The organism is Agrobacterium sp. LR_9 (assembly GCF_041954855.1).
GTDB classification, from domain to species: domain Bacteria; phylum Pseudomonadota; class Alphaproteobacteria; order Rhizobiales; family Rhizobiaceae; genus Agrobacterium; species Agrobacterium leguminum.
Genome location: NZ_JAVAYA010000002.1, coordinates 202,006 through 228,292 on the forward strand (window position 1 = coordinate 202,006; position 26,287 = coordinate 228,292).

The following is a 26,287-nucleotide window of genomic DNA, read 5'->3' on the forward strand; positions in this document are numbered from 1 at the left end:
TGCAGATTCCCGGCGCTCTGGTTATATTACCGGTTATAGTCCGGAGAGCCAGAATGAGCAAGAGTCCTCAGCGCCGAGCAATCGACAACTATCGCAGTCGCCTAACCGAACGAGGTATGGCGCGGTTCGAGGTGATTGGCCGCGATGACGATCGCGACCTGATTCGCTCGGTCGCAAGGAGGTTGGCCGAGGGCGGTGCTGACGCCGATCGACTGCGGGCGGCCGTCAATCAGTCCATCTCTGGCGAGCCGTCGCGAAAAGGCGGTATCCTCAAGGCCCTTCTGGCCTCGCCCCTGATCGGCTCCGAACTCGACCTAAGCCGTCCGCGTGAGGAAGGACGGAAGGTCGATATTTGATGCGCTACCTGCTCGACACCAACATCCTCAGCAATTTCACCAAGCCGGCGCCGTCGGAATCACTGGTCGCCTGGATGGCCGATCAGTCTGACGATGACCTTTTTATCGCCTCGTTGACCTTGGCGGAGCTTCGCAGGGGCGTGATCGAGAAGCCGGCAGGCAAGCGTCGGGACCAACTCGACGCTTGGTTCAGCGGTCCGCAAGGCCCACAGGCGCTATTTGCCGGCCGTATCCTGCCCTTCGACGAACGAGCCGGTCTCGTATGGGCGGAGTTGATGGCCGAAGGCAGGGCGGCGGGTCGTCCGCGCAGCGGGCTCGACACGATCATCGCCGCCATCGCCACCACGAACGACTGTGTTGTCGTGACGGATAATGAGCGCGATTTCGCGGGTGTCGAGATCATCAATCCATTGCGGGGCGGCGCATGATGGGGGCAATCGTCAAGATTTGCCCTCTAAGGTTTATCATGAGGGGGCGCTCAGTCCGTGACTGCCGGCATATAGGCCGTTCCGTTCGCCTTCCGCTGGGGGGCGACGACAGTGCATACATGTGAACCACCCATCGATGCGATCGACGAGTGGCTTTCGTCGAACGGGACAGTCAGAGGGGCATACGGCCATCTCCTGCTTGAACAGAAGGTAGCCACCGACGAAGACTTGATCGACGCGATGCGCCCGTACTTCGAGTCCGCGCATCTCGATGCTCGCGAGTATTTCCACCGTCAGATCGGCATCGACCTCCACCCCGACGCGGACGCGCCCGGGGCCCACGCGTGTTACCCGAGCTGCCTCCCGTCAACCGCGCGTCGCGGGCTCTTCGGCGAAGTGATGGCCGGAATGGTCACGGAAGCATTCCAGGCCAAATTCGTCGGCGGCCACCAATGGTGCATCCCTATCTTCCTTTTCCGACAACATGCCGACGTCGAGGCCTACCTATGGGACCTCGCGCGCAATCCGGACCGCGTTCGCCAGATTTTCGGCCGCTTTGGCTCCGACTTCTTGGGACTCTCGCTCAACGAGGACGGTGAAGTCGTCCGCTTCATCGTGGGAGAAGCGAAGTGGCGCCAGCGATTAACCGAATCCGCTGTCGATTCCTTGATGCTCGGCCCCTGGGAGGAAGATGAAGAAACCGGCGAGCGCACGCGATCCGGCCGTGGTGTCTGGTTCGAAGTCAATCGAGACACGCCGCTCCCGCACGGCCTCCGGCAACTCCAGCGACTCCTCGAATTGCGGGACCCCGAAGGCCATCAGGCTGCAATTCTGTCGATCGACCAAGCCGTCCTTTTGGAAGATGCGCCGCCGCTGCCTCGAACCAATCTCATCCTCATCGCCGGTAATGGAGCTCGAGATCGCAAGGCACTCGACGTGCTCATCGGGTGGGAAGAAACGCCGGAGGAATATACCGCTCCGCACGATCTTCAGGTCGTCGAGCTCATCCTGACCGACGGCGAGCGCCTCATCGATGGGCTCTATTCGAGCTTGTGGCAGGAGGCGGAATAGTGCCCGAACTCGACGCTGACCGCCTAGACGTTGCCGACACCCTCCGCCGTGCGCTGGCCATCGAAAACGAACTTTCGCGCCCACAGGCGCGCGCCTATGTGCGCTGCCTCCAAACGACCTGGCAGGTTCCTGCGATTCAGTGGAGCGATCGCGAGTCTGCCCGGCAGTTGGCGGACGCCCGGCGCCTGCTTCATGCAGCCCATATTTTTCGGGAGATCGAAGGAACATCCTCGCCTCGGGCAATCGACTGCTATCGCAGGACGGGCGAAATTCTGGAGTGGCTCTCGCGGGCTGCCGATGGTCTTCGCTCGATCGTCCCGATCGAGCTGCTCGCGGCCGCTGCATACCAACTCGGGGGCCTGCCAGCGATGGCGTCAGGCCTTCTCAGGCAGATCGCGACCGATCACGAAGGTGTCGCGCTCTATTCGGCGTTTCTAAGAGCGGATTTCGATGGCGTCATTCGTCGATCCTCCACCTTCTGGAACACGCACCCCGATCTGACGGCACCCGACGCATCACGCCGGCTCGCCGCGGCTGGAGTCGAAGAGTTCGACCTGGACGAGGACGATGATCGCGTTGCTTGGTTTTTCACCGTCGAACTCGTGCGCACCCTCGGATTGATCGCTGACAGCCTCCGCCGCGGCGACGACGCGCGTCGGGAGGTCGCTATGTCGAAGCTTTATGCGCTCGATGAAATGGCCGCGAGGACGTTCAGCGACGACGCCTCGCTTGTCATTGCGCTCATGCGGCAGGTCGCAGACGGCTACAAGGCAGCCAGCATCTATCGGCCGCTGCGGGCGCTTGCCGCGCTGAATCCGGCCAGGACGGGAAAGCTGGTGGCATATGCCCGCGACCAGTTCAGCCGTGGTCGTGGAATTCTATGGACATCCCAGCTCCAAGGCCTTGATCGCCTACTGCGCGACTCGTCGTTCGCGCTCTGCACTCCGACGGGTTCGGGAAAGACACTGGTAGCAAACATGGCGCTCCTGAAGGAGCTGCTGCTGCGCGAACACGATGGCCTAGCTCCGCTCGCCATCTATCTCGTACCCTCGCGGGCGCTCGCCGGGGAGGTCGAAGCCAAGCTCCGCGCCGAACTCGGCAGCGAAATGACCATTACTGCGCTCTATGGCGGCGCCGATTGGGGTATCACCGACTACTGGCTTACCGGAGAAGAGCCGACGGTCCTGATTGCGACCGTGGAAAAAGCGGACGCGCTGATGCGTTATCTCGGCCCGATTATCACGGCTCGTCTGCGGCTCTTGATCCTAGATGAAGCGCATCAGGTCGTGCCCGACGCGAACGACAATACTCGCATCAGCTTCTCGGACCACAGCAACAGATCAATCCGGCTGGAGAACTTCGTCTCTCGTGTGATCGCGCAGCGGCCGGACGTGGTCCGCATCGCGCTGACGGCCGTCGCAGGCGGCGCGGCTCTTCCCGTTGCTCGATGGGTCGAGGGTCGCGCCGATGCAGATGCAGTCGGCGTCCGCTATCGCAGCACACGGCAGGTCATTGGCATTCTCGAAACCGCGCCGAACGCGACCGGCCGAATCCTCCTCGACATCATGAACGGCCGGACGCTCTACGTGCGTGGCCAGGAGCAACCGGTCTATCTCCCGCTACGCATGCAACCGATGCCCCAACTTCCGGCGGCAATGCGCAACAGCCTCAATCGCTTCAACTGCCTCAGCGTTCTCTGGACTGCGCTTCACCTTGTCGAAGAGGATCAGCGGATTCTGATCTCGGTCGCGCAAGAGCCCGAACAGACGATGCGCTGGTTCAAGGAGGCGCTGGAACTCGACGCGTGGGCAGCTATTCCCCCATTCGCGGCTCCCGAGGGCATGGACCGTGAAAGGTTCGATGAAGCCCGAGCAGCCTGTATCGACTATTGCGGCGAAGGCTCATTCGAGCTGTTCCTCCTCGATCGGGGAATCGCGACCAGCCACGGGCAGATGCCGCAGCGCCTACGACGACTGATGGTGGAGATGATCGAGCGTCAGATTTGTCCCATCACTGTCGCCACCGCGACGCTCACCGAAGGGGTGAACCTCCCGTTCGATCTCATCTTTCTAACATCGCTCAAGCGGCGCTCGTGGGATCAGGTCACCCAAAGTCAGGTCATCGCTCCTCTATCGACGTCTGAATTCCGCAACCTTGCGGGGCGCGCCGGAAGGCCTGGCGCGGCGAAAGGAATCGAAGGCATGACCCTCGTCGCGCTGCCGACGCAGGTATCGTCTACCGCGCCGGCAACAATCCCAGTTCAACGTGGCCAGCTCCGCGAGCTGCAGAGCGACTATGACCGCCTACGCGCCTTGCTTCTCATCGAAGAAATGGATGCGGACGAAGTTGAAAGCCCTTTGGCGTTGCTTCTCAATGCCATCCGCGATCGTGCAGAGCGCTTGCTCGGTATCGACCCCGACGACTTCCTTGAGTGGCTCGAAGAAGCACTGCCCCCCGACATCAGCGGCGAAGCGGGCGAAGGTGCGACCGACGCCCGTGCCCGCCTCGCTGACACGCTCGACGAGCTCGACGGCGTGCTTCTGACCGCGATCGAAGAGGTCGCACGAGCCGACGGAGCCGATATGACCGGCCCTCGAGCCGAGGCTCATCTTGTGGAGCTGTGGCGGACGACATTCACGTCCGCTGCCGCGGCCCAAGAACTTTGGCTCGAGCAGGCTTTCGTGCAACGAGGTCGCGCAATCGTCGAGACCATCTATCCAGACGCGGACGAGCGACGCCGACTCTATCAGTATGGCTTCTCTCCCGTCGTCGGTCGCCGCTTTGAAGCGATCGCTCCTCGCCTTCGCGAGCTCATTGCGGAGGCGACCACCTACGGTGAGGTCGACGCTGCAGCGCGGATTGATGTTTTCGAGGAGATAGGCGACCTGCTCGCCGCCGACCGTGGCTTCGGCTTCCGTGTCCGTCAGACCGATACGGATCAGGCGCTCCTGCGGCGCTGGGCGGACGTGTTGGGATGGTGGATGCATGAACCCGATGCGCTAGCGCCGGACGCGGACGATCTGCGCGCCTGGCAGCGCTTCGTCGCCGATAATCTGGAGTTTCGGCTTGGGGTGGCGATCGGGGCGGTCGTTGCGCAGGCGTGGTCAGAAGGCGCAGCGGACGCGTTCGCCGTCCCAACGCTCGCCGAATGGAAGGCCACCACGGGGTTGCCCTGGTTCGGGTTTTGGGCGCGCGAGCTTTTGAGATGGGGAACGCATGATCCTTTCGTCGCCTTCGCGCTGTCGCAAAATCTCGCGCAGACGCGCGAAGCGGCAGCCGCGCGACGCGGGGAATTTGAGGCCTGGCTCAACGATGGATTTGACGACATCGAGTCCGAAGATCTCATCGACCCACAGCTCTTTCTCCAATGGCAAGGAACCCTAGCGCGCCGAGCGCACGAGGCCGCGGTCGAGCAACCGGAACCGGTTGCCCTCACCGGCACCGATGGCCGTCGACAGCGATACAACGTCATCCCGATCACTGATGGCGCCGTCGTGCGCTGGCTCGATCCGGCTGGGTTCGAGCTTGCACGATCGGAGGACATCCTGGGCGAGTTTGACGACCGATTGATCACCAATGACTACGAGCTTCGCGCCGGTCGACGGGGATCGGCTGTGCACCGGACGTTTGCCGCTGGATCTCGGGCATAGGAGCGACACGGGAAAGGAGAAAGGCCGTGGTGGGGGTAACCAAGTCGCATCGTAAGCGAGATTTCGGCCGGACCTTCCCAAATAGCCGATACGACGACCCTCGCGGCGGCCGGCCATCCGCGCTTGAGCGGAACGTCTTACGGTATCGCGCAGCAGAGGCCACGCTTTACCTGTTTTATGCGGAGGAAGTCCGCGGCTTCATGCTCGCAAATGTCTACCCACGCGCCGGCAAAGACCCAAACGCTCCCTTTTGGGAGACGACAGAGGAACGCCGTCTGCGAGGGGTGTTCGGTAGAATCTTGTCTGATGCCGAATTAGCCGGCCGGCTCTCTCCCGAAGATGCGCAAAAGCTGCGTCACTCTCAGGAGCATGATCCAAAGGAAGGCAAGAAACTGCGGAAGGCTTTTCGCTTTGCTGTCGATGCGGGGATGTTCACGGCCGAGGAAGCTGACGAGCTGGTAGAACTCTTGAGCTACAGAAACGACATCGCCCACCGCATTCACCACGTGATGTCGGACGTGACGCGATCGTACTGGACGTCCGAGCACGTCGCTTTCACTGCACCCACCTACAAAGGTGACGCGCTCGATCGCCTTCGCGCATACAAAGACTCGCTATGGACGCGAGCCCGAGCGCTATTGTTGACCCTCTCGATGGATGGCCTGCTCTTCGAAACGGCGGAGCGAATTTATGAGGACGAGCTGAAGCGCCTGGATCGCCTCATCCAAATACAAATCCGAAGCGAGCAGAAGCGCCTTAAGGCCATCGATGCCGAACTCGATTTGAGCGGGTCTGAATTGATCGGGGATTTGCACCCGCGTTTCCCAGCGAACCATTACAACAACGGTTCGGACGGTGGTCCTGCAACCGGCCATCTTACAAAGCGCGGAGTCGAGATCTGCTACCGGCTCTTCGACATGGGGAAAAGTCCTCTCGCTGTTTCCTACATCATGGGGATGAGTCTGCGGGCTGCCAGGCTGCGGCAAAACGGATGGCGAGATGCTGGAGGGCCTAACAGGGTCAAGGCCGAGGTAGAGCGCTACGACCTCTCGCCGCGCCCATCCAAAGTCGGACAATGAAAACGGTCGGACACGGAATCCACCTTGACTCCGGCACTCCAAAGATAGAACAAATAGAGAACATGATGCTGAACCCGTGCCCGGAGGTCAACGAGGAATTTGCGGCCCGAGCCCGCCATAGAGTCATTGCGCGCGCAGATCGAGAAGATCGAAGGCAGAGGCCGGCGCGCGAAATCGGTGCTTCCGTTCGGAATCGCCGAGGTCGACTCGCGGCTTCCAGGCGGCGGCCTCACACTCGGCGCACTTCATGAAATTGCCGGCGGCGGCAACGGTGCCGTTGATGGTGCGGCCGCGGCTCTCTTCGCCGCTGGGATCGCTGCAAGAACCAGGGGCAAGGTTCTTTGGGTCATCACCCGGCCTGATCTCTTCGCCCCAGCGTTGGCGCAAGCGGGCCTCTCGCCCGATCGCGTGATCTACGTCGAGGCGGGCAACGACAAGACGGTGCTGGCCTGTGTCGAGGAAGGCCTACGCCATGGCGGCCTTGGCGCTGTCGTCGGCGAAGTCGCGCGGCTCGACATGACCGCATCACGGCGGCTCCAGCTCTGCGCCGAAGGCAGCGGCACGATCGGCATCGCCTTGCGGCGCTGGCGCCGACAAACGGACGCTTCTGATTTCGGCCAGCCGACGGCCGCCGCCACGAGATGGCGCGTGTCCGTCATTCCCTCGGCGACCCTGCCGGTGCCCGGCGTCGGCCGCCACCGCTGGCTCTTGGAACTCATCCGCGCCCGTGCGGGCGAAAGTGCAGATTTTGAAGTGGAGGCGTGTGATGACACGGGTCGTCTCGCTCTTCCTTCCGAGTTGGTCCACCGACCGGCTCCGGCGGAAGGCTGGCGACGCGGCGCCTCCGGCTGAGGTGCCGCTCGCCCTGATAGGCCGCGACGGGAGAAAGCAGGTGGTGCTGGCGGTTGACGCCGCAGCCCAGTCCGCCGGCGTGCGCGTCGGGATGCCCGCGACCAAGGCCCGGGTTCTCGTGCAGAACCTCGTGGTCCGTGACCATGACGCGGCGGCCGACGCTCGAGCTCTCGACCACCTCGCCCTGTGGATGCTCCAGCGCTACGCGCCAATCGTCGCGGCCGATGCGCCGGACGGGCTGGTTATCGATTCGACCGGCGCCGATCATCTCCACGGCGGCGAAGCCGCAATGCTCGCCGCACTAGTCGACCGGCTTTCAGCCTCCGGCCTGCGCGCCCGTGCCGCTATCGCTGACACCTGGGGCGCTGCGCACGCCTTGGCCCGTTATGCCGCCAAGCCGACCGTGGTGGCGCCACCCGGTCATGGCAGCGCGATCCTGGCCGATCTGCCACTGCCGGCGCTGCGCCTCCCGGCGGACATGATCGCAGCGCTCCATGTTCTCGGGTTAGAGCGCATCGGGGATCTTCTTGCGCAACCGCGCGCTCCGCTCGCCCTGCGCTTCGGGCCGCAGCTCGGTCGCCGCCTCGACCAGGCCTTGGGATTGCTCAGCGAACCGATCGATCCGATCCGCCCCGACGAGCTGATCGAGGTAAAGCGGAATTTCGCGGAGCCTATCGGCGCGGCCGAGACGATCGCCCGCTATGTCGGCAAGCTGGTTGTCCAGCTCTGCGCCGAACTGGAGGCCAAGGGCCTCGGCGCCAAGCGCCTCGACCTGATCTGTCACCGGGTCGATAATCGCCTGCAGGCCGTCCGTGTCGGCACCGCCATGCCGGTGCGCGACGTGAAGCGCCTCACGCGCCTGCTGACCGACAAAATCGAGACGATCGAGCCGGGCTTCGGCATCGAGATTCTGAGTCTCACCGCAACGCTCGCCGAGCCGCTCTCGCAGAAGCAGACGCTCACAGCCATGGTCGACGATGGCGTGCCGGATGTCTCCGACCTGGTCGACACGCTGATCAACCGGGTTGGCGAGCGCTGTCTCTACCGGGCGGCTCCGGTGGCCACCGAGGTGCCCGAGCGCTCAGTACGGCGCATTCCTCCGATGGCGCCCGAGACCGGCGCGAGCTGGCCGGGTCATTGGCCACGACCATCGCGGCTGTTGGCTTCGCCAGAACCGATCGAGACGATGGCGCTTCTGCCCGACCATCCCCCGGTCGCCTTCACGTGGCGGGGCATCCGCCGGCGTGTTCGGCAGGCTGACGGACCGGAGCGCATCCGCGGCGAATGGTGGCGACGCGATTCCGAGCTGACCGCCGTGCGCGACTACTTCCGGGTCGAGGATGACGCCGGCGAGCGCTACTGGATCTTCCGCTCCGGCGACGGAGAAGATCCCAATACGGGATCGCAGCGCTGGTTTCTGCATGGTGTGTTCGGATGACCCGCTACGCCGAGCTGCAGGTCACCTCCCACTTCTCGTTCCTGCGAGGTGCCTCATCCTGCGAGGAGCTGTTCGCCCAGGCCGCAATCCAGGGCATCGAGGCTGTGGCCGTCGTAGACCGCAATTCGCTCGCCGGCATCGTTCGCGCCTTCGAGGCAGCGAAGACGACGGGGGTGCGCCTGATTGTCGGTTGTCGTCTCGATCTAGCCGACGGCATGTCGGTGCTGGTCTATCCGACCGACCGAGCGGCCTATGGCCGGCTATGCAGGCTGCTGTCGCTTGGAAAGAAGCGCGGCGGCAAGGCGAAGTGCATCCTCGATTGGGCCGATCTCGTGGCCTACAGCGAGGGTCTGATCGCCATCCTCGTTCCGGACGAGCCCGACGAGACCTGCGGGCTCCAGCTCCGCCGGCTGCGCGACGCGTTCGGGGACCGTGCCTATCTTGCCCTGACCCTCCGGCGCCGCCCGAACGACCAGCTCCGTATCCACGAGCTGTCGAACATGGCGACGCAGATGCGCGTGCCGGCCGTTGTCACCAACGACGTGCTCTACCACGCGCCGGACCGGCGTATCCTGCAGGACGTCGTGACCTGCATCCGTCACGGCATCACCATCGACGAGCTCGGCGACCGGCGCGAATACGGCGACCGTTACCTGAAGCCGCCGGAGGAAATGTACCGGCTGTTTCCGCGCAATCCCGAGGCAGTCGCCCGCACGATAGAGATCGCGGCGCGCTGCCGGTTCGACCTGAAGGAGCTGGCTTACCAATATCCTGAGGAGCGAGATGATCCGACGCTCACGCCGCAGGAGACGCTCGAAAAACTCGTCTGGGAAGGCGCGGATGCCCGCTATCCCGAAGGTGTGCCGGACACCGTCAGAGCGTCTCTGCAGCACGAGCTGCGCCTGATCGAGAAGCTGCAATACGCGCCTTATTTCCTGACCGTGAACAGCATCGTACGGTTTGCCAGGTCCAAGGATATCCTCTGTCAGGGACGTGGTTCAGCAGCCAATTCCGCCGTCTGCTACGTCCTCGGGATCACGTCGATCGATCCCGGCCGTAACGACCTCCTGTTCGAAAGGTTCGTCAGCGAGGAGCGGCGCGAACCGCCGGATATCGACGTTGATTTCGAACACGAGCGGCGCGAAATCGTAATGCAGTGGGTGTTCGACACTTACGGCCGAGACCGCGCTGCGCTGTGCTCCACCGTGATCCGCTATCGCACCAAGGGCGCGATCCGCGATGTCGGCAAGGCGCTCGGCCTCACCGAAGACCTCATCAAGACGCTCTCAGGCCAGGTCTGGGGCTGGTCGGAAGGCGTCGAGGAGAAGCATGTCGAGGCGCTAAACCTAAATCAAGGCGACCGACGGCTGCGCCTGGCGCTCGATCTCGCGCGCCAGCTCATGGGCGCGCCCCGGCACCTGTCCCAGCATCCGGGTGGATTCGTCCTGACCCATGACCGGCTCGACGAGCTGGTCCCGATCGAGCCCGCGGCGATGGTGGACCGCCAGGTGATCGAATGGGACAAGGACGATATCGACGCCTTGCGTTTCATGAAGGTCGACGTCCTGGCCCTGGGGATGCTGAGCTGCATGAAGCGCGGGCTCGACATGCTTGCCGACCACAAGGGCATCAATCTCGACCTCGCCACCATCCCCGCCGAGGATCCGCGCACCTACGCGATGATCCGGCGAGCCGACACACTCGGCAGTTTCCAGATCGAATCCCGTGCGCAGATGTCGATGCTGCCGAGGCTTAAGCCCCGGACCTTCTACGACCTGGTCGTGCAGGTCGCGATCGTAAGACCGGGGCCGATCCAGGGTGACATGGTCCATCCATACCTGCGCCGCCGCGAAGGTCTCGAACCCGTAGTCTTTCCGAAGCCGGAGCTGGAAAAGGTGCTCGGCAAAACCCTGGGCGTGCCGCTCTTTCAGGAGCAGGCCATGCGCGTCGCGATCGAGTGCGCCGGCTTCACGCCGGGCGAAGCCGACATGCTCCGCAAGTCGATGGCCACCTTCAAGTTCACCGGCGGGGTCTCCAGCTTCAAGGAGAAGCTCATCCAGGGGATGGTCGACAACGGGTATCAGCGCGATTTCGCAGAGGCCACGTTCAAGCAGCTCGAGGGGTTCGGTTCTTACGGATTTCCGGAATCGCACGCAGCCTCTTTTGCGCTGATCGCCTATGCCAGCGCTTGGCTGAAATGCTGGCATCCCGACATATTCTGCGCGGCTTTGCTCAACGCCCAACCCATGGGCTTCTACGCGCCCGCCCAGATCGTCAGGGACGCGATCGAACATCGCGTCGATGTTCGACCCGTCTGCGCCAACGCCTCCCGCTGGGACTGCACGCTCGAACCAACGGAGGACGACAGCCGCTTCGCCGTCCGGCTCGGCCTGCGCATGGTCAAAGGCCTCGCCAATGCCCATGGCGCCGCGATCGTAGCCGCGCGTGCTGACCAGCCCTTCGCCTCAATCGACGATCTCTGGCGGCGTGCCGGCGTGCCATCAGCGGCTCTGGTCCAGCTCGCCGAAGCTGACGCCTTCCGTCCGGCGCTCGGGCTTGCGCGTCGCGAGGCCCTATGGGCAATCAAGGCTCTGAGGGACGAGCCGCTCCCGCTTTTCGCTGCCGCGTCCGCGCGCGAGGCCGAAATCGTGCCAGAGATCAGTGAGCCAGCCGTGGCGCTGCGTCCCATGACGGCCGGCAGTGAGGTGGTCGAAGACTATGGCCATGTCGGCCTAACGCTCCGGGCCCACCCCCTCAGCTTCCTTCGTGAGGACCTCCGCAGCAGGCGGATCGTCACCTGCGCCGAGGCAATGGCGACGCGCGACGGCCATTGGCTCGAGGCGGCCGGGATCGTCCTCGTCCGCCAGCGTCCGGGCAGCGCGAAGGGCGTGATGTTCATCACTCTGGAGGACGAGACCGGAATCGCTAACCTCGTCGTCTGGGCCAAGGTGTTCGAGGCGAACCGCCGCGCCGTCCTGTCGGCAAGCATGATGGCGGTGCGCGGCCGCATCCAGCGCGAGGGAGACGTCGTTCACCTGGTCGCTCAACGGATTACCGACCTCTCGGCCGACCTTGCCAGCGTGGGAAGCCGCGATGCGGCGTTCCCGTTGCCGCATGGCCGCGGTGACCAGGTCCGCAACGGCGGCGCTGGCCCCGATCCGCGCGAGCTACCGCCCAAGGCGCTGCGCACCCGCGACATCTACATCCCCGACCTGCATATCGACACGATCAAGGTGAAGAGCCGGAACTTTCATTGAGCAGCCAGAGATACGGCAGTGTGGGGTCGCTTGGCCGCCTATCAGGTCTCCCAGAACTTCTTCAGCGCGGCTGTGAAAGTTCGGAAATTGGCCGAGGACCAGCAAACCGAGGAGTTGTCGCGAACGAGCCAGTGAAGTCCACTTCCGGTCGTCAACTTGGACTCGTCGGCGGCGACGATCCAATTAAAGCACTCGACGAACATGTCCTGATAGCTGCCGACATACTTATCGTTGGGAACATTGGATAACATTCCCTCGATGAAGTACGACGGGGCCACCTTGTCGGCGAGCATTCCTTTCGCGATCATTGTGTTTCGCATGTTCTTGAAAATTCTCACCACACGCTTGAAGTTCTGATTCGTGGCTTGATGCTTTGCTGTACACTTCTCAGCATGCTGTTTTGGGAAGTTTTCGACACGAATGCCATTGACGTAAAACGCGACGCCATAGTGACATCCATGCACTCCCGGCTCGTACGAGTAATAGCGTCGAAATTGCTGGCAAACGAGGACGTCGGCATCACGACGACCGTTATTACCAGGGATATGCAAAGCCTTCTTCCCTGGAACAACGCCATTGTAGAGGCCGCCGATGAAACCCTCGGCGTCCTTTTTGAACTCGTTGTATCCGTAGGCCGCATTGGTGGAGAAGACGCCTTTGAACGCGTCCTGCTCGCCTTGGCTCATGCCGGTTATGTCGTAATAAAATGCACCGTTGTGACAAAGAACGATGTCGACGTCACTGTCGGCCCACACGTTCGTATCGTTGCCATAGGACCCCTGAAGGTGGATCTCCACGTCCTTCAAAGGATAAGGCGCTGAGGCATCCAGGAGGTTCCCTCGGATGGAATTGTATGTGTCTGTGAATTGCCCCGTCTTCCCTTGCTGAGACCATGTTTCGAGCTGCGCCTCTGCGATCGCCATATCCCCCCCTCAAACTAGGAATTTTTTCAATTCTTCTTCTGCGTCGCGTGCGCAGTCGCGCCCGCGTTGCCAGAGCAACCCGAGCTTCTCTAAGTCGACTTCCAGCATATCGGTCGCCATTTCGGGTTGCGTATATCGGGCATGGATTCGGATCGTCGGAACCTCTCTGAACATGACCTTGCGCAACTGATCCATCGACTGCGCACTGATCTCCATCGTCTTCTGCAGAAAGACCATCGTCGGGAGCTTGCTCGCCCAATTTCGTACGCTCCACGCTGGCAATTTCGGCGGCGGATACTCACCGACGCCGATGCTAACAACCCGAACCGCCTCTCTCGAAACTCCGAGAGCTTCGGTAGCGTCCACTATTGCGTAGAGTGTCGGGTTATTCGCCACAAACCCGCCGTCCCGAACTTCGATCTTCTCGCCGCGGCTAGTTTTTACGAATTTCCTCTCGAAGAAGGGATAAGCCGAGCAGGATCCAACAACCGCATCTCCGATGGTGCAGCCGAAGCCAGGGTCAAATGTCGCCTTTCCGCGAAATGCTTGTTTCCCATCCGTTTTGAAGATGATGGGGCGCTCTTCAGTCCATCGTGTGCCGACGATGCCCACGCCTGTCTTAAAGGCGTCGAATTTCAGGTCCTTGAAAACCTCTGCCGCGAGCGCGTCGAGCGCAGCCGTCCGCTGGCGAGGGAGCCATTGCGACATCACAGTCACAACGTGCTTGCGGTACAGCGCCTCAATCTCGTCGACGGAATATCCTAACGCAAGCAACGCGGCGATTATGGAGCCGGTCGAGGTCCCATAAATGAGGTCGAACTTCTCGTGGAGTCGGCAGCCGGTCAGTGCCTCGATTTCCTTCAACGCACCGAGTGTATAGAATCCTTTCGCGCCTCCGCCATCTAAGCTGAGCACGCGGAATATCTCACTTGTCGCTGGAAACTCGCCCACCCATTCTGCCTTCACGAATCCGCTTCACTCAATAATACACGATAATGACTCACCCGACCTGTACTACTTGCAGCGAGCCGGCCGACAGCGGCCGGATGAGCGATTGCGCCGGCACGGACGGGTCGAGCCAATCGGCCCAGGCATCGCGTTCGAGGATGACGATCTGCCGGTCATGGTATGGCGCGATGTCAGACCCGGGCTCCATGGTCAGCATCGTGAAGGCCTCGCCCACATCCTTCGTCTCGCGCCAGATGCCTGCGATGCAGAAGATCGGCTCGTCACGCTTGGTGAAAAGCCACTTGTCTTTCCGCTTCTTTCCCTTCTCGGCAGGATCGGTGAACTCGTAGAAGCCGTCCGCCACGATCAGGCAGCGGTTCGAGGTGAACTCGCGCCCCTCAGAACGAAAATTGTAGACCGGCCGCTTGTTCGGCGCCGGCCAGCTCCACCGGCGTTGCACCATGTCGCCTTCGCCGCGGGTCCCATCGACCGTGCGGATGATCGGAGCGACATCCGTGATCTTGATGTCGTCGCGCGCCTCGATGTTCGGGGTCCCTTCGCCGAAACGTATCTTGATCTTCAGGTCGGCGAAGTCCTCCACGATCGAAGCGACATCCACCTTCAGTCGATAGTCATTGCACATCGGTCCTCCGTCTCGATCGCCATTGCCTTACGATCGTGTTCTTGTTATGTTCACAGGTCATGAGCGCGAAGGTTTTCGATCCCGACGCATCGCTCGACGAACGCCGCATCATCATAAGGCGCGACGGCGGCGATGTTGAGATGGTGAAACTGCCGTGGGGCCTTCAACCCCGCGAGCGTGGCGGCCGGCCTTTCACCGTCGTGCGCGCCGAAGGTCGGAAGTTCCCGTCCTTCCGCTGCCTCGTCCCTGCCTCCGAATTCAGGCACCGCAGCCGGGGCAAGAACTACACCTTCTCGCTCGTCAGTGGTGACTGGTTCTATTTCGCAGGCATCTGGAGGCCGGCGACATTGGAGTGGCCGGAGGCCTACGCAATCCTGACGACGGCGGCCAACGACGATGTCGAACCCTATCACGACCGGCAGATGGCGGTGCTGCGCCGGGATCAGCGCATGGACTGGCTCGACCTGACCTGCCCGGAAGAAGAACTGTTGCGCCCCTTGCCGGCGGGGAGCTTTCGCGTGTCGCAGCCGCGCGAGGCGCAGGCGGCGCTCGCGTTCTGACTTACTGAAATCCGGTTTTACGCAGTTACGATTTTAAAGGGGAAAGCCTTCCCCTGCGGCCGAGCCCTTGGTCTCGGCCGACCCCTTCTGCGGGGAGACCCCGCAACGCCCCCTAAAGTGAGAGTGCGGACCGGGTCTGCCGTGACGGGTTGAGGGCTGGGAGAGAGGCTCCTGGCGCCCGTCGCGGAGATCCGCGATGTCCAGAAAGACCGCACCCGCTCGCGCCGGCCAAGAGCGGGCGAGCCTTTACGACGAAATCACCGGCAAGATCATTTCCGAGCTGGAAGCCGGCCGCGTGCCGTGGGTTCAGCCTTGGGGAACGGCGGGGGCGAAGGCGCCGCTCGCCATGCCGCGAAACGCCGCCACCAGCCGGCACTATTCCGGGATCAATGTGCTGATCCTATGGGGCGCCGTGATCGAGCACGGCTTTCCCGGCCAGAGCTGGCTCACCTTCCGCCAGGCGCTCGCGCTCGGCGGCAATGTACGCAAGGGCGAACGTGGCACGACCGTCGTCTATGCCGACCGCTTCGTCCCTGACGACGAGAAGCGCCGCGCCCGCGAAACCGGCGAGGAAGCCCAGGCAATACCGTTCTTGAAGCGCTTCACCGTCTTCAACGCCGCACAATGCGAGAATTTGCCGGAGGACGTCGCGATCGTTGCACCGCCTCCGTTGCCCGGCCTGATCGAGCCCAGGGTCGAGGCCCTCATCCGTGCGACGGAGATCGACTTCCGCATCGGTGGCAACCGTGCCTTCTATGTACCGGCGCTCGACTACGTGCAGGTCCCGCCGCCCCAGGCCTATTTCGAGCCGATCAATTGGCACCGCACGGCGTTGCACGAGCTCGGCCACGCGACTGGCCATCCCTCCCGGCTCGGCCGTGACATGAGCGGCGGCTTCGGCACCAAGAAATACGCATTTGAGGAACTGGTCGCCGAGATGAACGCCGCCTTCTGCTGCGCCTCGCTCGGCATCGTGCCGACCGTCAGGCACGCGGACTACATCGGCTCCTGGCTGGAGGTGCTGCGCGAGGACAATCGCGCCATCGTCCGCGCAGCCAGCCAGGCGAGCAAGGCAGCCGACTGGCTGCTCGGTTTCATGCCGGCCGATGGTGCCGAGCTGCAGGCCGACACCTCTATCGACAGGAGGGCGGCATGATCCTTCTCTCGGCCGAGCTGCGCCATCAGCTCCTCTCCAATGGTCGCGCACGCGACGTCGACCATGTCCCGGTCGTGAAGTTCTTCAACCCGATCGGTGAAGGCGTCTGGCTCGCCACCGAACTCGATGATGACGGCGACACCCTTTTCGGCCTGGCCGATCTCGGCGAGCCCGAGTTGGGCTCGTTCAGCCTCGCCGAAATGGTCGCTGTACGGTTGCCTTTCGGGCTCGGCATCGAGCGCGACATACTGTTCGAAGGCCTGTTCCCCATCTCGGTGTGGGCCGAGACGGCGCACCGGACGGGCAGCATCCACGAGGCCGAACGCCTGCTTCACGCCGTCCGTCAAGCCCAACGGGAAGCGCCATCAACTAGAGAGTGAGAGGGAGGACGGGATTTCCGTGACGGGTTGGAGGTCGAGAGAGAGGCTCTCGGCCGCCCGTCGCGGAGTAAATCCCGATGGCTACTGCAGCTCATAAGATCGTCCTTTCGTCCTCGCGTGATATTCCTTTCAACAAGCTGGTGCTCAGCGAGTCGAACGTCCGGCGCGTGAAGGCCGGCGTCTCCATCGAGGACTTGGCGGCCTCGATCGCGCGGCGCGGCCTGATCCAGAGCCTCAGCGTCTTCCCCGTGATCGACGCCGAAGGCAACGAGACCGGCATGTTCGAAGTGCCCGCCGGCGGCCGCCGGTTCCGAGCGCTCGAAATGCTGGTAAAGCAGAAGCGCCTCGCCAAGGCCGCGCCGGTCCCCTGCGTGGTGCGTGAGCGCGACAACCGCATCCTCGCCGAAGAGGTCTCGCTTGCCGAGAATATCGAGCGCGCGCCACTCCACCCCCTCGACCAGTACCGCGCCTTCCAGGACATGCGCGACAAGGGCATGAGCGAGGAGGAGATCGCCGCGGCGTTCTTCGTGCCGGCCCAGGTCGTGAAGCAGCGGCTGCGGCTCGCGTCCGCATCGCCGACGCTGCTCGACGTCTATGCCGACGACGGCATGACGCTGGAGCAGCTCATGGCGTTCACCGTGTCGAACGACCACGCCCGCCAGGAACAGGTATGGGACGCGATCAAGGATGCCTGGTCGAAAGAGCCGTACCAGATCCGGCGCATGCTCACCGAGACTACGGTGCGCGCTTCCGATAAGCGGGCTGTGTTCGTCGGCGTCGAGGCCTACGAGGCCGCTGGCGGCGTCACCATGCGTGATCTCTTCCAGTCCGACGATGGCGGCTGGATGCAGGACCCGGCACTGCTTGATCGCCTGGTCGCCGAAAAGCTGAAGGCCGCGGCCGAGACGGTCGCCACCGAGGGCTGGAAGTGGATCGAGGTCGCGGTCAGCTTTCCCTATGACGCCACGCGCGGGTTGCGCGAACTGCAGGGCGAACCGCTCGATCTCTCGGCCGAGGAAAACGCCACCATCGAGGCGCTTAACGCCGAATACCAGACGCTCGAGGCAGAATATGAAGGGGCCGACGAGCTGCCGGACGAGGTCGATCAACGCCTCGGCGAGATCGAGACGGCGCTCGCCGCCTTCGAGACCCGGCCGGTGCGCTTCGATGAGGACGACATCGCCCGTGCTGGAGTATTCATCAGCATCGCCCATGACGGCAGCCTCGATATCGACCGCGGCTACGTGCGGGCCGAGGACGAGGCGCTGATCGAGCCCGAGAGCGAGACCAGCGTGGAAGCCGGCGGCGATCCGGCCGAGCCCTCGGTGCAGCGGGCGGTCATCACCATCGGGGGCCAGGCTGCCGAGCCGGAGGACGACGATGAGGACGAGGTCATCAAGCCGCTGCCGGAGCGCCTGGTCATAGAGTTGACGGCTTATCGGACGCTCGCGCTGCGGAACGCAGTCGCGGAGAATCCGCACGTCGCAATGACCGCGCTGCTCCACAAGCTCGTCTCGGACACCTTCATGACCCGCATGTATACGGGTGCCATGGAGGCCGGGGTGAAGCACATCTTCTTCCCGGCCCAGGACGATGCACTGAAGGACAGCCCGTCCGCGCGCGCGGTGCAGGACCGCCACGCCGCCTGGGCTGGCGACATCCCGAAGGAGGACGACGCCCTGTGGGATTGGCTCGCGGCCCTCGACGACGCCAGCCGGATGGCGCTCCTGGCGCATTGCGTCAGCTACGGCGTGAACGCGCTCTATGAGCGACCGAACCCGCACAGCGCCGGCGGCATTTCCCAGCACACGCTCGATATGCGGCTCGCCCAAGCCGATCGCCTGACCCGGGCGACCGGGCTTGACCTAGTCGAGGCCGGCTGGCGGCCGACCTTCGGCAACTACCTCAACCGGGTCACCAAGCCCCGCATCCTGCAGGCGGTACGCGAGGGCGCCGGCGAACAGCACGCGCAGCTCATCGACCATCTGAAAAAGGTCGACATGGCCAAGGAAGCCGAGCGCCTGCTGGCAGATACTGGCTGGCTGCCGGAGCCGCTGCGTTTGGCCGCCGCGCCCGAGGCATCCGTGTCGGCGACCGAGACCGTTCTCGAGGATGACGGCGCGGCGCTGCCCGACTTCCTGGCGGGCGATGACGGGGAGTCCGCCGGCGAAGACGACGAACACCACCTCGTCGCGGCCGAGTGATCGCTCGGGCGGAGCGGCTTCGTTCGCTCCGCCCCTCCCTCCAACCGAGCCCTGGCCGTCTTGGCAGTTTGGCTACTAGCCCAACCCACCTCCGATCCTTCCCGAGCCCGGCCCAGCGCCGGGCTCTTTTCGTTTCAGGAGCGCTTCATGACCGATTTTCTCACCCGCTTCTCATGTCTGCTCGACGTTGGCACGGCCGCCAACGCGGCGCGCGCCTTTGACATCTACACCGCGCTGATCGCGGAAAACGCCCGCGAACACCCGCCGGCCGAACCATTTCTGCTCTCGCTGACGCCCGAGCACGGCCCGGACCGCCTTTGGCTGCGCGACCCCGGCACCGCCGACCAGCAGCTCGCGATCACCTTCGTGACGCGCTGCGCGGAGGCTTTCGGCCTGACAGGCCGCTGGGGATTCCAATGGGCGAACATCGCCTCCGACCCCGTCATCAACGGCTTCTCCGGCGGAGCCCATGTGCTCGATCTTTCGACCGGCGAGACGCTCGAATGGATCAGCACCGGGCGCTGGCTCGCCGACCGCCTTGGAAAGGGAGGCGCGCGATGAGCATTCCCGACCATGCCCGCGCGAACTTCCAGACGTTGCTGCGCGCTGCGGCCAGCGGCGACCTGGCGCTGCTGGAATGCACCGAGGTCGCGACGGGCGAGATCCGCTACGTGATCTGCGCCGTTGGGCGCGATGGCGACAACTATATGTTCACGCCGTTCGGCCATCTCGCCGACGGCAACCCCTTCGAGCTTTACGGTCCGCCCGACGCCTCGACGTAAGGGCGGACGCGGTCGATGAGGTCGGCGACGATCGCTCGGGCCTTGACCGGAAACGCCGCGTCGCCGGCCGGCACGACGAAGCTGCCGAAGGCGTGCTTCGGATAGTAGGCGTTCAGCACTGAGACGGTGCCGTCCAGCTCGGCCGTTGCCTTCAGACCTGCGGCCTTAGCGAACGCCAGCGCCTTCTCCAGATCGTGCCGCACGTTGTTGCGGCAGCGATCGTCGCTCCAGCCCTGGGCCACGAGGAACGCCTTCAGTGCCAGCTCGATGGCAATGGCGATCGCGTAGCAGATCTCGCGCGCATCTTCGCGATCGGCCGTGTCTGCGCCCGGTAGGAAACCTTCGCCATTGGCGAGGAACGTGGCTGCCAGCTCGCTGTCGATCTCGACTGCGCTACCAGACGGCCACTTCCCACTGACCGTTAACCCGGGCGAAGCCGATCGGGCGGTTCTGCGGAGCCGCGCCAGGCTTCCTCGGGTCCATGACGAGTTGCGTCATGCAGGTCACGCCGGGACCGACACCTCCCCGCGAGCAGTCGCCAAGCTTCAGCGTCGCCCGTTCGAGCGACGTGCCTGTGAACCGACGATGGCGCCGGACGGCGGCCGTCGCCTCTTCCTCGCTGGGCTGCGCCACGCTGGAAGCCAAGGCCGGTGACGCCGCAACGGCCGAAGCGGCGACGGGCGAGATCACCGGTCGGAGAACGAAGCCCGCGCCGAATCCGACTGCTAGGCATCCCGCCACGAGGATGCCGATCGCGCTTCCCTTCATGCCGTCTGCCTTTCGCGCAGCGCGGCGAGCCCGTCGAAGAAGACGCCGCGCGGCTAATATTCCCAACCGAGATTAGCGTCCCATCGCTGCCGCTGGAAGCCGGAGCGATAGAACGGGCGCCGACCGCGTCAGAGTGAGAGGTCGGCCGGGACGGGTTCGAGCCCGTCCGGTCGAGAGAGAGCGCTGGGCCGGCTCGTCCGTCTTCCGCTCTTTCGAGGTATCCTCAATGCTTAACGCACCCGTGTCCAGAGCCGCTCCAGCGGCCTCTCTTCCGCTCGCGCCCGGCGCGCCTCCGGCTGCCGCTATTCTCGCCGCCGCCAACCGCCTACTTCCTCACCTCGAACAAGGGCACGCGATCGATGCCCCGATCCTGCGCAGCGCCATGGAACAGGCCTTCGGCGCGTCCGACGCCAGCGGTGCCTGGGGCTGGAAAGCGGCCTACGACGCCTGTGAGGCAGCAACCGTCCTGTTCCTGCGCAAATACGGAAAGACGCTTTTCCGCAAAGCCGCGTCTCCGGCTGCACGGCTCGCCGCGCTGACCAAGCTCGCCCGCCTGCTGCCGACCCACACGCGCCGGTCTGAGGAGGCCCAGGCCTTTCAGCAATTCTCAACGCCGACGCCGCTCGGCCTCGCGGCCTTGACCGCCGCCTCGCTGACGCCCGACGACCGGGTCTTGGAGCCGTCGGCCGGCACGGGCCTGCTCGCAGTCCTTGTAGAGGTCGCCGGTTCCGATCTTATCCTCAATGAGCTGGCCGAGACCCGCGCCGATCTCCTCGCCTCCCTCTTTCCGGCCATTGCCGTCACGCGCTTCGACGCCGCTCAGATCGACGATCATCTCAATCGGGCCGCCATCCCCAGCGTCGTCATCATGAACCCGCCGTTCTCAGTCATGGCGAATGTCTCCGGTCGCGTGGCGAACGCCGCTTATCGCCACATCGCCTCAGCGTTGGCGCGGCTCGCACCGGGCGGCCGACTGGTCGCGATCACCGGGGCGAATTTCTCGCCCGAGCTGCCGGCCTGGCAGGACAGCTTCGTCCGGCTGCAAGAGCGCGGCCGCGTCGTGTTCACCGCAGCCATCGCGGGTTCGGTCTATGCCAAGCAGGGCACAACCATCGAGACGCGCCTGACCGTGATCGACAAGGCGCCAGCCGAAGATGCGGCTCGCTTCCCCGAATCTCCCGGTGTCGCGCCGGACGTGGGGACGCTGCTCGCCTGGATCCAGCGCGATGTTCCGACGCGCATGGCCGTCGCCGTGCCAAAGGTCGAACCGGACGCCGCGCCGCGCACGGTGTGCGGCTATCTCGCCCGGGCGGCGGCCGCCGCGCCCGCTCGGCACCTGGCGCAGATCGGAGGCGTGCCGCTCGACTATGAGATCGTGGATTGGGCGCCACCCGAGGATGGCAGCATGTCGGACTCGATCTACGAGGCCTATGCGCTCCAGTCGATCCGCATCCCGGGCGCGCAACCTCATCCCACCAAATTGGTGCAATCGGCCGCCATGGCGTCGGTCGCGCCGCCGAAGCCGAGCTACCGTCCGACGCTTCCGGCCGCGATCGTCAGCCAGGGCGTTCTGTCCGACGCCCAGCTCGAGACGGTGATCTATGCCGGCGAGGCCCATGGCGAATATCTCGCCGGCGCCTGGACCGTCGATGCGACCGGCGATCTTGTCAACGCCGCCACCGACGATGCGCCGAACGCCGTCCGCTTTCGGCGGGGCTTCATGCTCGGCGACGGCACTGGCGCCGGCAAGGGCCGCCAATCGGCCGGCATCATTCTCGACAACTGGCTCCAGGGCCGCCGCAAGGCCGTCTGGATTTCGAAGTCGGACAAACTGCTGGAGGATGCGCAACGCGACTGGTCGGCGCTCGGCATGGAGCGCCTGCTGGTCACACCGCTCTCGCGCTTCCCGCAGGGCACGCCAATCCGGCTCAACGAAGGCGTCCTATTTCTAACCTACGCTACGCTACGGTCCGACGACCGCGGGGAGAAGCTTTCGCGGGTCAAGCAGATCGTCGAATGGTTGGGCTCCGATTTCGACGGAGTGATCATTTTCGACGAGTCCCATGCGATGCAGAACGCCGGCGGCGGCAAGGGAGAACGGGGTGATGTGGCCCCATCGCAGCAAGGCCGTGCGGGGCTCCGGCTCCAGCACGCGCTCCCGAACGCCCGCGTCGTGTACGTCTCGGCAACGGGTGCGACCACCGTCCACAATCTCGCCTATGCCCAGCGGCTCGGCCTATGGGGCGGGGACGATTTTCCCTTCGCCAATCGCGCCGAGTTCGTCGAGGCGGTGGAGAATGGCGGCGTCGCGGCGATGGAGGTGCTCGCGCGCGACCTGCGTGCGCTTGGCCTCTACACCGCCCGGTCGCTTTCCTATGACGGCGTCGAATACGAGCTGGTCGAGCACCAGCTTACGCCCGAACAGACCCGCATCTACGACGCCTATGCCGGCGCCTTCGCCATCATTCACAATCATCTCGATGCCGCGATGCAGGCCGCCAACATCACCGGCGACAGCGGCACGCTGAACCGGCAGGCGAAGTCGGCCGCACGGTCGGCCTTCGAAAGCGCGAAGCAGCGCTTCTTCGGCCACCTCCTGACCAGCATGAAGACGCCGACGCTGATCCGCTCGATCGAGCAGGACCTGGCCGACGGGCACGCGGCCGTCATCCAGATCGTCTCTACCGGCGAAGCGCTAATGGAACGCCGCCTTGCCGAGATCCCAACCGACGAATGGAACGACGTCCGCGTCGACATCACGCCGCGCGAATATGTTCTCGACTATCTCGCCCATTCCTTCCCGGTGCAGCTCTACGAGCCGTTCTCAGACAGCGAGGGCAATTTGTCGTCGCGGCCAGTCTACCGGGACGGCCAGCCGGTTGAGAGCCGGGAAGCCGTCGCCCGCCGCGACGAGCTGATTGAACGGCTCGCATCGCTTGAGCCCGTGCCCGGCGCGCTCGACCAGATCGTCCAACACTTCGGCACGGATGTGGTCGCGGAGGTCACCGGCCGGTCGCGCCGAGTCGTGCGCAAGGGCGAACGCCTTGCTGTCGAGAACCGGGCGGCGTCAGCCAATCTCGCCGAGGCGGCCGCCTTCATGGACGACCAGAAACGCATCCTCGTCTTCTCGGACGCAGGCGGCACGGGGCGCAGCTATCATGCTGATCTCGCCGCTCGCAACCAGCGCCTGCGCATCCACTATCTCCTGGAGCCGGGTTGGAAGGCCGACGCGGCGATCCAGGGGCTCGGCCGCACCAACCGCACCAACCAGGCCCAGCCGCCGCTCTTCCGGCCGATCGCCACGGACGTGAAAGCCGAAAAGCGCTTCCTCTCGACGATCGCGCGCCGGCTCGACACCCTCGGCGCCATCACACGCGGGCAGCGCCAGACCGGCGGCCAGGGCCTGTTCCGGCCCGAGGACAATCTGGAAAGCGCCTATGCCCGCGACGCGCTGCGCCAGCTCTATCTCCTGCTTGTCCGCGGCAAGGTCGAGGGCTGCTCGCTCGACCGCTTCGAGTCCGCCACGGGCCTCAAGCTGATGGACGATAACGGCATCAAGGACGAACTGCCGCCAATCACCACCTTCCTCAACCGCCTGCTGGCGCTCACCATCGATCTGCAGGGCGTGCTGTTCACGGCTTTCGAGCAGCTCCTGACCGCCAAGGTCGAGGGCGCGATCCGCAGCGGCGTCTACGACATCGGGCTCGAGACACTGCAGGCCGAGAGCTTCGTCGTCACCGACAGCCAGGTGATCCACACCCATCCGGGCACGGGCGCGCAAACTCGGCTGCTCACCATCACCCGCCGCGAGCGCAATCGGCCGACGAGTCTCGCCGACGCGCTCGACCATCTCTCCGACCCGCGCGCACGGCTCCTGGTCAACGGTCGCTCCAACCGCGCCGCCGTGCAGATTCCCGCGCCATCGATGATGCTCGACGATGGCGAGATCGAACGCCGCGTCTGCCTGATCCGACCGCTGGAGCAGCATTACGCGCCGCTACGCGTGATGGATGAGAGCCATTGGGAGGAAGCCGATCGCGCAGCCTTCGCAGCAGCGTGGTGGGCGGAGCTCAACGACGTGCCCGAGTTCTCCGACAGCACGATCCATATCGTCGCCGGCCTGCTGCTGCCGATCTGGAAGCGGCTGCCGAACGAATCGACACGCGTCTATCGGCTCCAGACCGATGCCGGCGAGCGCATCATCGGCCGCCGCGTCTCGCCCGCCTGGGCGGCGAACGCCGTCACCACGGGAGCTGCGTCGCTGACTCCAGATCAGGCCTTCACGGCGCTGATGGAAGGCGCGACGATCCTCGATCTCGCCGGCGGCCTTCAGCTCCGCCGCGCGCGCGTCATGGGGACCCAGCGATTGGAGCTGACCGGTTTCACCGAGGCGATGCGAGACCGGCTGCGGGCCTATGGTCTTTTCAGTGAGATCATCTCGTGGAAGCTCCGCTTCTTCGTGCCGGTCGACGCCAGCGGCCCGACCGTGCTCGCCAAGCTGCTCGACATCTTTCCGGTGCAGCGCATCTCCGAGCGGGAGGCCGCGTGATGGCACGTCAGGACGCTTCCGATCTCGCGCGCAGTCTCGGCCGGCAGGCCGAGGCGGTGTGCCGGCACTATCTCTCCAGCGGCCGTCGCGAGGGTGGCTACTGGCTGGTCGGCGACGCGCGCAATACCCCTGGTCGCTCGATGTATGTTCGGCTCAAGGACACGCCCAAAGGTCCAGCCGGCAAGTGGACCGACGCGGCGACTGGCGAGCATGGCGATCTCCTCGACGTCATCCGGGAAAGCTGCGGCATGTTAGATTTCAAGGACGTCGCCGACGAAGCCCGGACCTTCCTCAGCATGCCGCCGCCGGAGCCGGCACCCCGTGAGCACCAGCGGCAGAACCCAGCGCCGCATGGCTCGCCCGACGCAGCGCGTCGGCTGGTTCGCATGTCGCAGCCGATCCTCGGCACACTCGTACAGGCGTATTTGCGGGAACGCGGGATTACGGATTTACGCGGAACCGGAGGCCTGCATTACCACCCGCGCTGCTATTATCGACCTGACGAGTATTCGCCGACCGAGACCTGGCCGGCGATGATCGCAGCCGTCACCGACCTCGACGGCAAGATTGCGGGCGCGCATCGCACCTGGCTCGATCCCTGCCGCCGCGACAAGGCACCGATCGACACGCCGAGGCGGGCGATCGGCGATCTTCTCGGCAACGCTGTGCGTTTCGGAACGGCAAGCGATGTGATGGCGGCCGGCGAAGGCATCGAGACCGTCCTGTCGCTCCGGCAGGTCCTTCCCGACATGCCGATGCTGGCGGCGCTCTCGGCGGCGCACCTCGCCGCCATCCTGTTCCCCGACACGCTACGGCGGCTCTACATCGTTCGCGACAACGATCCGGCCGGTGACGGGGCCCGCGACACACTCATCGAGCGGGCGAACGCAGCCGGGATCGAGGCGATCGTCATCTCGCCGGAGCTGGGCGACTTCAACGAAGATCTGCGCACCCTCGGACTGGACGCACTGCGGACGGAAGCCCGGTTGCAGGTCGCGCCGCAGGACGTCGCGCGCTTCATGGCGTTGGCGGCATAGTCGGCAGGAGAACGCGCCAGCGGCTCGACGCCGTGCTCGGCGGATGCATCAATCCATCGGAGGGGGACCGCGCCTCGGCCTTCGAGAGGGCGATCGGCCCACAAGCCGGCCAGCCGGGCAATGGCGGCGGCCGACTATTTTCCGGCGCGGCCTGAAGGCCGCTTTCCATCGCGAGGCAAAATAGTCGGCCTTAGCCATCGAGCCCT

Annotated in this window: 21 protein-coding genes; 16 read left to right on the forward strand and 5 right to left on the reverse strand. The window is 64.5% G+C overall.

What is annotated here, in order from left to right; genetic code table 11:
- The first annotated feature begins 53 nt into the window (after positions 1 to 53).
- From RAC79_RS03405 to RAC79_RS03440, 8 genes are all read left to right on the forward strand, one after another.
- On the forward strand, positions 54 to 356 hold the full coding sequence (locus RAC79_RS03405; protein WP_374996863.1) for a hypothetical protein: 303 nt from the start codon (positions 54 to 56) through the stop codon (positions 354 to 356).
- Positions 356 to 784 (forward strand): PIN domain-containing protein, encoded by a 429-nt coding sequence (locus RAC79_RS03410; protein ID WP_185755988.1) that lies wholly within the window; start codon positions 356 to 358, stop codon positions 782 to 784. The genes RAC79_RS03405 and RAC79_RS03410 overlap by 1 nt, the downstream gene beginning before the upstream one ends.
- A 228-nt stretch (positions 785 to 1,012) precedes the next feature.
- The gene (locus RAC79_RS03415; protein WP_374996864.1) at positions 1,013 to 1,855 is read left to right on the forward strand and encodes an aminotransferase; all 843 of its coding nucleotides are present in this window, start codon (positions 1,013 to 1,015) and stop codon (positions 1,853 to 1,855) included.
- Entirely contained in the window at positions 1,855 to 5,505 is a 3,651-nt protein-coding gene (locus tag RAC79_RS03420; RefSeq protein WP_374996865.1) for a DEAD/DEAH box helicase, read from the forward strand. Before RAC79_RS03415 ends, RAC79_RS03420 begins: the two co-directional genes overlap by 1 nt.
- Positions 5,506 to 5,531: 26 nt before the next feature.
- Complete coding sequence (locus tag RAC79_RS03425; protein ID WP_374996866.1) at positions 5,532 to 6,584, forward strand: hypothetical protein; 1,053 nt, start codon at positions 5,532 to 5,534, stop codon at positions 6,582 to 6,584.
- A 99-nt stretch (positions 6,585 to 6,683) separates the two neighbouring features.
- The gene (locus RAC79_RS03430) at positions 6,684 to 7,436 is read left to right on the forward strand and encodes an ImuA family protein (protein WP_374996867.1); all 753 of its coding nucleotides are present in this window, start codon (positions 6,684 to 6,686) and stop codon (positions 7,434 to 7,436) included.
- Positions 7,351 to 8,874, forward strand: a complete 1,524-nt coding sequence (locus tag RAC79_RS03435) for a DUF6504 family protein (RefSeq protein WP_374996868.1) — start codon at positions 7,351 to 7,353, stop codon at positions 8,872 to 8,874. Before RAC79_RS03430 ends, RAC79_RS03435 begins: the two co-directional genes overlap by 86 nt.
- Positions 8,871 to 12,131: an error-prone DNA polymerase gene (locus RAC79_RS03440; protein WP_374996869.1), complete on the forward strand. Its 3,261-nt coding sequence runs from the start codon at positions 8,871 to 8,873 to the stop codon at positions 12,129 to 12,131. Before RAC79_RS03435 ends, RAC79_RS03440 begins: the two co-directional genes overlap by 4 nt.
- Before the next feature lie 41 nt (positions 12,132 to 12,172).
- On the opposite strand, the gene RAC79_RS03445 is transcribed toward RAC79_RS03440, so the two are convergent.
- From RAC79_RS03445 to RAC79_RS03455, 3 genes are read right to left on the reverse strand one after another with little or no spacing between them, the layout of a single operon-like run.
- Positions 12,173 to 13,054 carry a nucleotidyltransferase gene (locus RAC79_RS03445; RefSeq protein ID WP_374996870.1) on the reverse strand — a complete coding sequence of 294 codons (882 nt, stop codon included), beginning with the start codon at positions 13,052 to 13,054 and terminating at the stop codon, positions 12,173 to 12,175.
- 9 nt (positions 13,055 to 13,063) lie between these two features.
- Positions 13,064 to 14,020 carry a patatin-like phospholipase family protein gene (locus RAC79_RS03450; protein WP_374996871.1) on the reverse strand — a complete coding sequence of 319 codons (957 nt, stop codon included), beginning with the start codon at positions 14,018 to 14,020 and terminating at the stop codon, positions 13,064 to 13,066.
- 34 nt (positions 14,021 to 14,054) lie between these two features.
- A complete protein-coding gene (locus RAC79_RS03455) occupies positions 14,055 to 14,645 on the reverse strand; it encodes an SOS response-associated peptidase (RefSeq protein ID WP_374996872.1) in 591 nt (196 codons plus the stop codon).
- 59 nt (positions 14,646 to 14,704) lie between these two features.
- Between RAC79_RS03455 and RAC79_RS03460 the strand changes: the two genes are divergently transcribed.
- The 6 genes from RAC79_RS03460 to RAC79_RS03485 all read left to right on the forward strand — a co-directional run bounded on the left by RAC79_RS03460 (position 14,705) and on the right by RAC79_RS03485 (position 19,727).
- The gene (locus RAC79_RS03460) at positions 14,705 to 15,205 is read left to right on the forward strand and encodes an SOS response-associated peptidase family protein (protein WP_374996873.1); all 501 of its coding nucleotides are present in this window, start codon (positions 14,705 to 14,707) and stop codon (positions 15,203 to 15,205) included.
- Positions 15,206 to 15,401: 196 nt separating this feature from the next.
- The gene (locus RAC79_RS03465) at positions 15,402 to 16,361 is read left to right on the forward strand and encodes an ArdC family protein (RefSeq protein ID WP_374996874.1); all 960 of its coding nucleotides are present in this window, start codon (positions 15,402 to 15,404) and stop codon (positions 16,359 to 16,361) included.
- Positions 16,358 to 16,741, forward strand: a complete 384-nt coding sequence (locus RAC79_RS03470) for a DUF2958 domain-containing protein (RefSeq protein ID WP_374996875.1) — start codon at positions 16,358 to 16,360, stop codon at positions 16,739 to 16,741. The genes RAC79_RS03465 and RAC79_RS03470 overlap by 4 nt, the downstream gene beginning before the upstream one ends.
- 77 nt (positions 16,742 to 16,818) lie before the next feature.
- Positions 16,819 to 18,945: a ParB N-terminal domain-containing protein gene (locus tag RAC79_RS03475; protein ID WP_374996876.1), complete on the forward strand. Its 2,127-nt coding sequence runs from the start codon at positions 16,819 to 16,821 to the stop codon at positions 18,943 to 18,945.
- 147 nt (positions 18,946 to 19,092) lie between these two features.
- On the forward strand, positions 19,093 to 19,506 hold the full coding sequence (locus RAC79_RS03480; protein ID WP_374996877.1) for a hypothetical protein: 414 nt from the start codon (positions 19,093 to 19,095) through the stop codon (positions 19,504 to 19,506).
- Positions 19,503 to 19,727, forward strand: coding sequence for a DUF6117 family protein (locus tag RAC79_RS03485; protein WP_374996878.1), 225 nt, complete (start codon positions 19,503 to 19,505; stop codon positions 19,725 to 19,727). The genes RAC79_RS03480 and RAC79_RS03485 overlap by 4 nt, the downstream gene beginning before the upstream one ends.
- Here the strand turns inward: RAC79_RS03485 and RAC79_RS03490 are convergent.
- Positions 19,700 to 19,969, reverse strand: coding sequence for a hypothetical protein (locus RAC79_RS03490; RefSeq protein ID WP_374996879.1), 270 nt, complete (start codon positions 19,967 to 19,969; stop codon positions 19,700 to 19,702). The two genes, RAC79_RS03485 and RAC79_RS03490, sit on opposite strands and share 28 nt — an antisense overlap.
- A gap of 151 nt (positions 19,970 to 20,120) precedes the next feature.
- The gene (locus RAC79_RS03495) at positions 20,121 to 20,495 is read right to left on the reverse strand and encodes a hypothetical protein (RefSeq protein ID WP_374996880.1); all 375 of its coding nucleotides are present in this window, start codon (positions 20,493 to 20,495) and stop codon (positions 20,121 to 20,123) included.
- Between the two features lie 226 nt (positions 20,496 to 20,721).
- Between RAC79_RS03495 and RAC79_RS03500 the strand changes: the two genes are divergently transcribed.
- A complete protein-coding gene (locus RAC79_RS03500; protein ID WP_374996881.1) occupies positions 20,722 to 25,044 on the forward strand; it encodes a strawberry notch-like NTP hydrolase domain-containing protein in 4,323 nt (1,440 codons plus the stop codon).
- Entirely contained in the window at positions 25,044 to 26,081 is a 1,038-nt protein-coding gene (locus RAC79_RS03505; protein WP_374996882.1) for a toprim domain-containing protein, read from the forward strand. The genes RAC79_RS03500 and RAC79_RS03505 overlap by 1 nt, the downstream gene beginning before the upstream one ends.
- The last annotated feature ends 206 nt before the right edge of the window (positions 26,082 to 26,287 follow it).

Excerpts from the sequence above, each read along its gene's own strand:
- RAC79_RS03465 (WP_374996874.1), top strand. The coding sequence starts at position 15,402 with ATGTCCAGAAAGACCGCACCCGCTCGCGCCGGCCAAGAGCGGGCGAGC.
- RAC79_RS03470 (WP_374996875.1), top strand. The coding sequence starts at position 16,358 with ATGATCCTTCTCTCGGCCGAGCTGCGCCATCAGCTCCTCTCCAATGGT.
- RAC79_RS03485 (WP_374996878.1), top strand. The coding sequence starts at position 19,503 with ATGAGCATTCCCGACCATGCCCGCGCGAACTTCCAGACGTTGCTGCGC.
- RAC79_RS03455 (WP_374996872.1), bottom strand. The coding sequence starts at position 14,645 with ATGTGCAATGACTATCGACTGAAGGTGGATGTCGCTTCGATCGTGGAG.
- RAC79_RS03475 (WP_374996876.1), top strand. The coding sequence starts at position 16,819 with ATGGCTACTGCAGCTCATAAGATCGTCCTTTCGTCCTCGCGTGATATT.
- RAC79_RS03405 (WP_374996863.1), top strand. The coding sequence starts at position 54 with ATGAGCAAGAGTCCTCAGCGCCGAGCAATCGACAACTATCGCAGTCGC.
- RAC79_RS03500 (WP_374996881.1), top strand. The coding sequence starts at position 20,722 with ATGCTTAACGCACCCGTGTCCAGAGCCGCTCCAGCGGCCTCTCTTCCG.
- RAC79_RS03505 (WP_374996882.1), top strand. The coding sequence starts at position 25,044 with ATGGCACGTCAGGACGCTTCCGATCTCGCGCGCAGTCTCGGCCGGCAG.
- RAC79_RS03480 (WP_374996877.1), top strand. The coding sequence starts at position 19,093 with ATGACCGATTTTCTCACCCGCTTCTCATGTCTGCTCGACGTTGGCACG.
- RAC79_RS03460 (WP_374996873.1), top strand. The coding sequence starts at position 14,705 with ATGAGCGCGAAGGTTTTCGATCCCGACGCATCGCTCGACGAACGCCGC.
- RAC79_RS03435 (WP_374996868.1), top strand. The coding sequence starts at position 7,351 with ATGACACGGGTCGTCTCGCTCTTCCTTCCGAGTTGGTCCACCGACCGG.
- RAC79_RS03445 (WP_374996870.1), bottom strand. The coding sequence starts at position 13,054 with ATGGCGATCGCAGAGGCGCAGCTCGAAACATGGTCTCAGCAAGGGAAG.
- RAC79_RS03495 (WP_374996880.1), bottom strand. The coding sequence starts at position 20,495 with ATGAAGGGAAGCGCGATCGGCATCCTCGTGGCGGGATGCCTAGCAGTC.
- RAC79_RS03410 (WP_185755988.1), top strand. The coding sequence starts at position 356 with ATGCGCTACCTGCTCGACACCAACATCCTCAGCAATTTCACCAAGCCG.
- RAC79_RS03440 (WP_374996869.1), top strand. The coding sequence starts at position 8,871 with ATGACCCGCTACGCCGAGCTGCAGGTCACCTCCCACTTCTCGTTCCTG.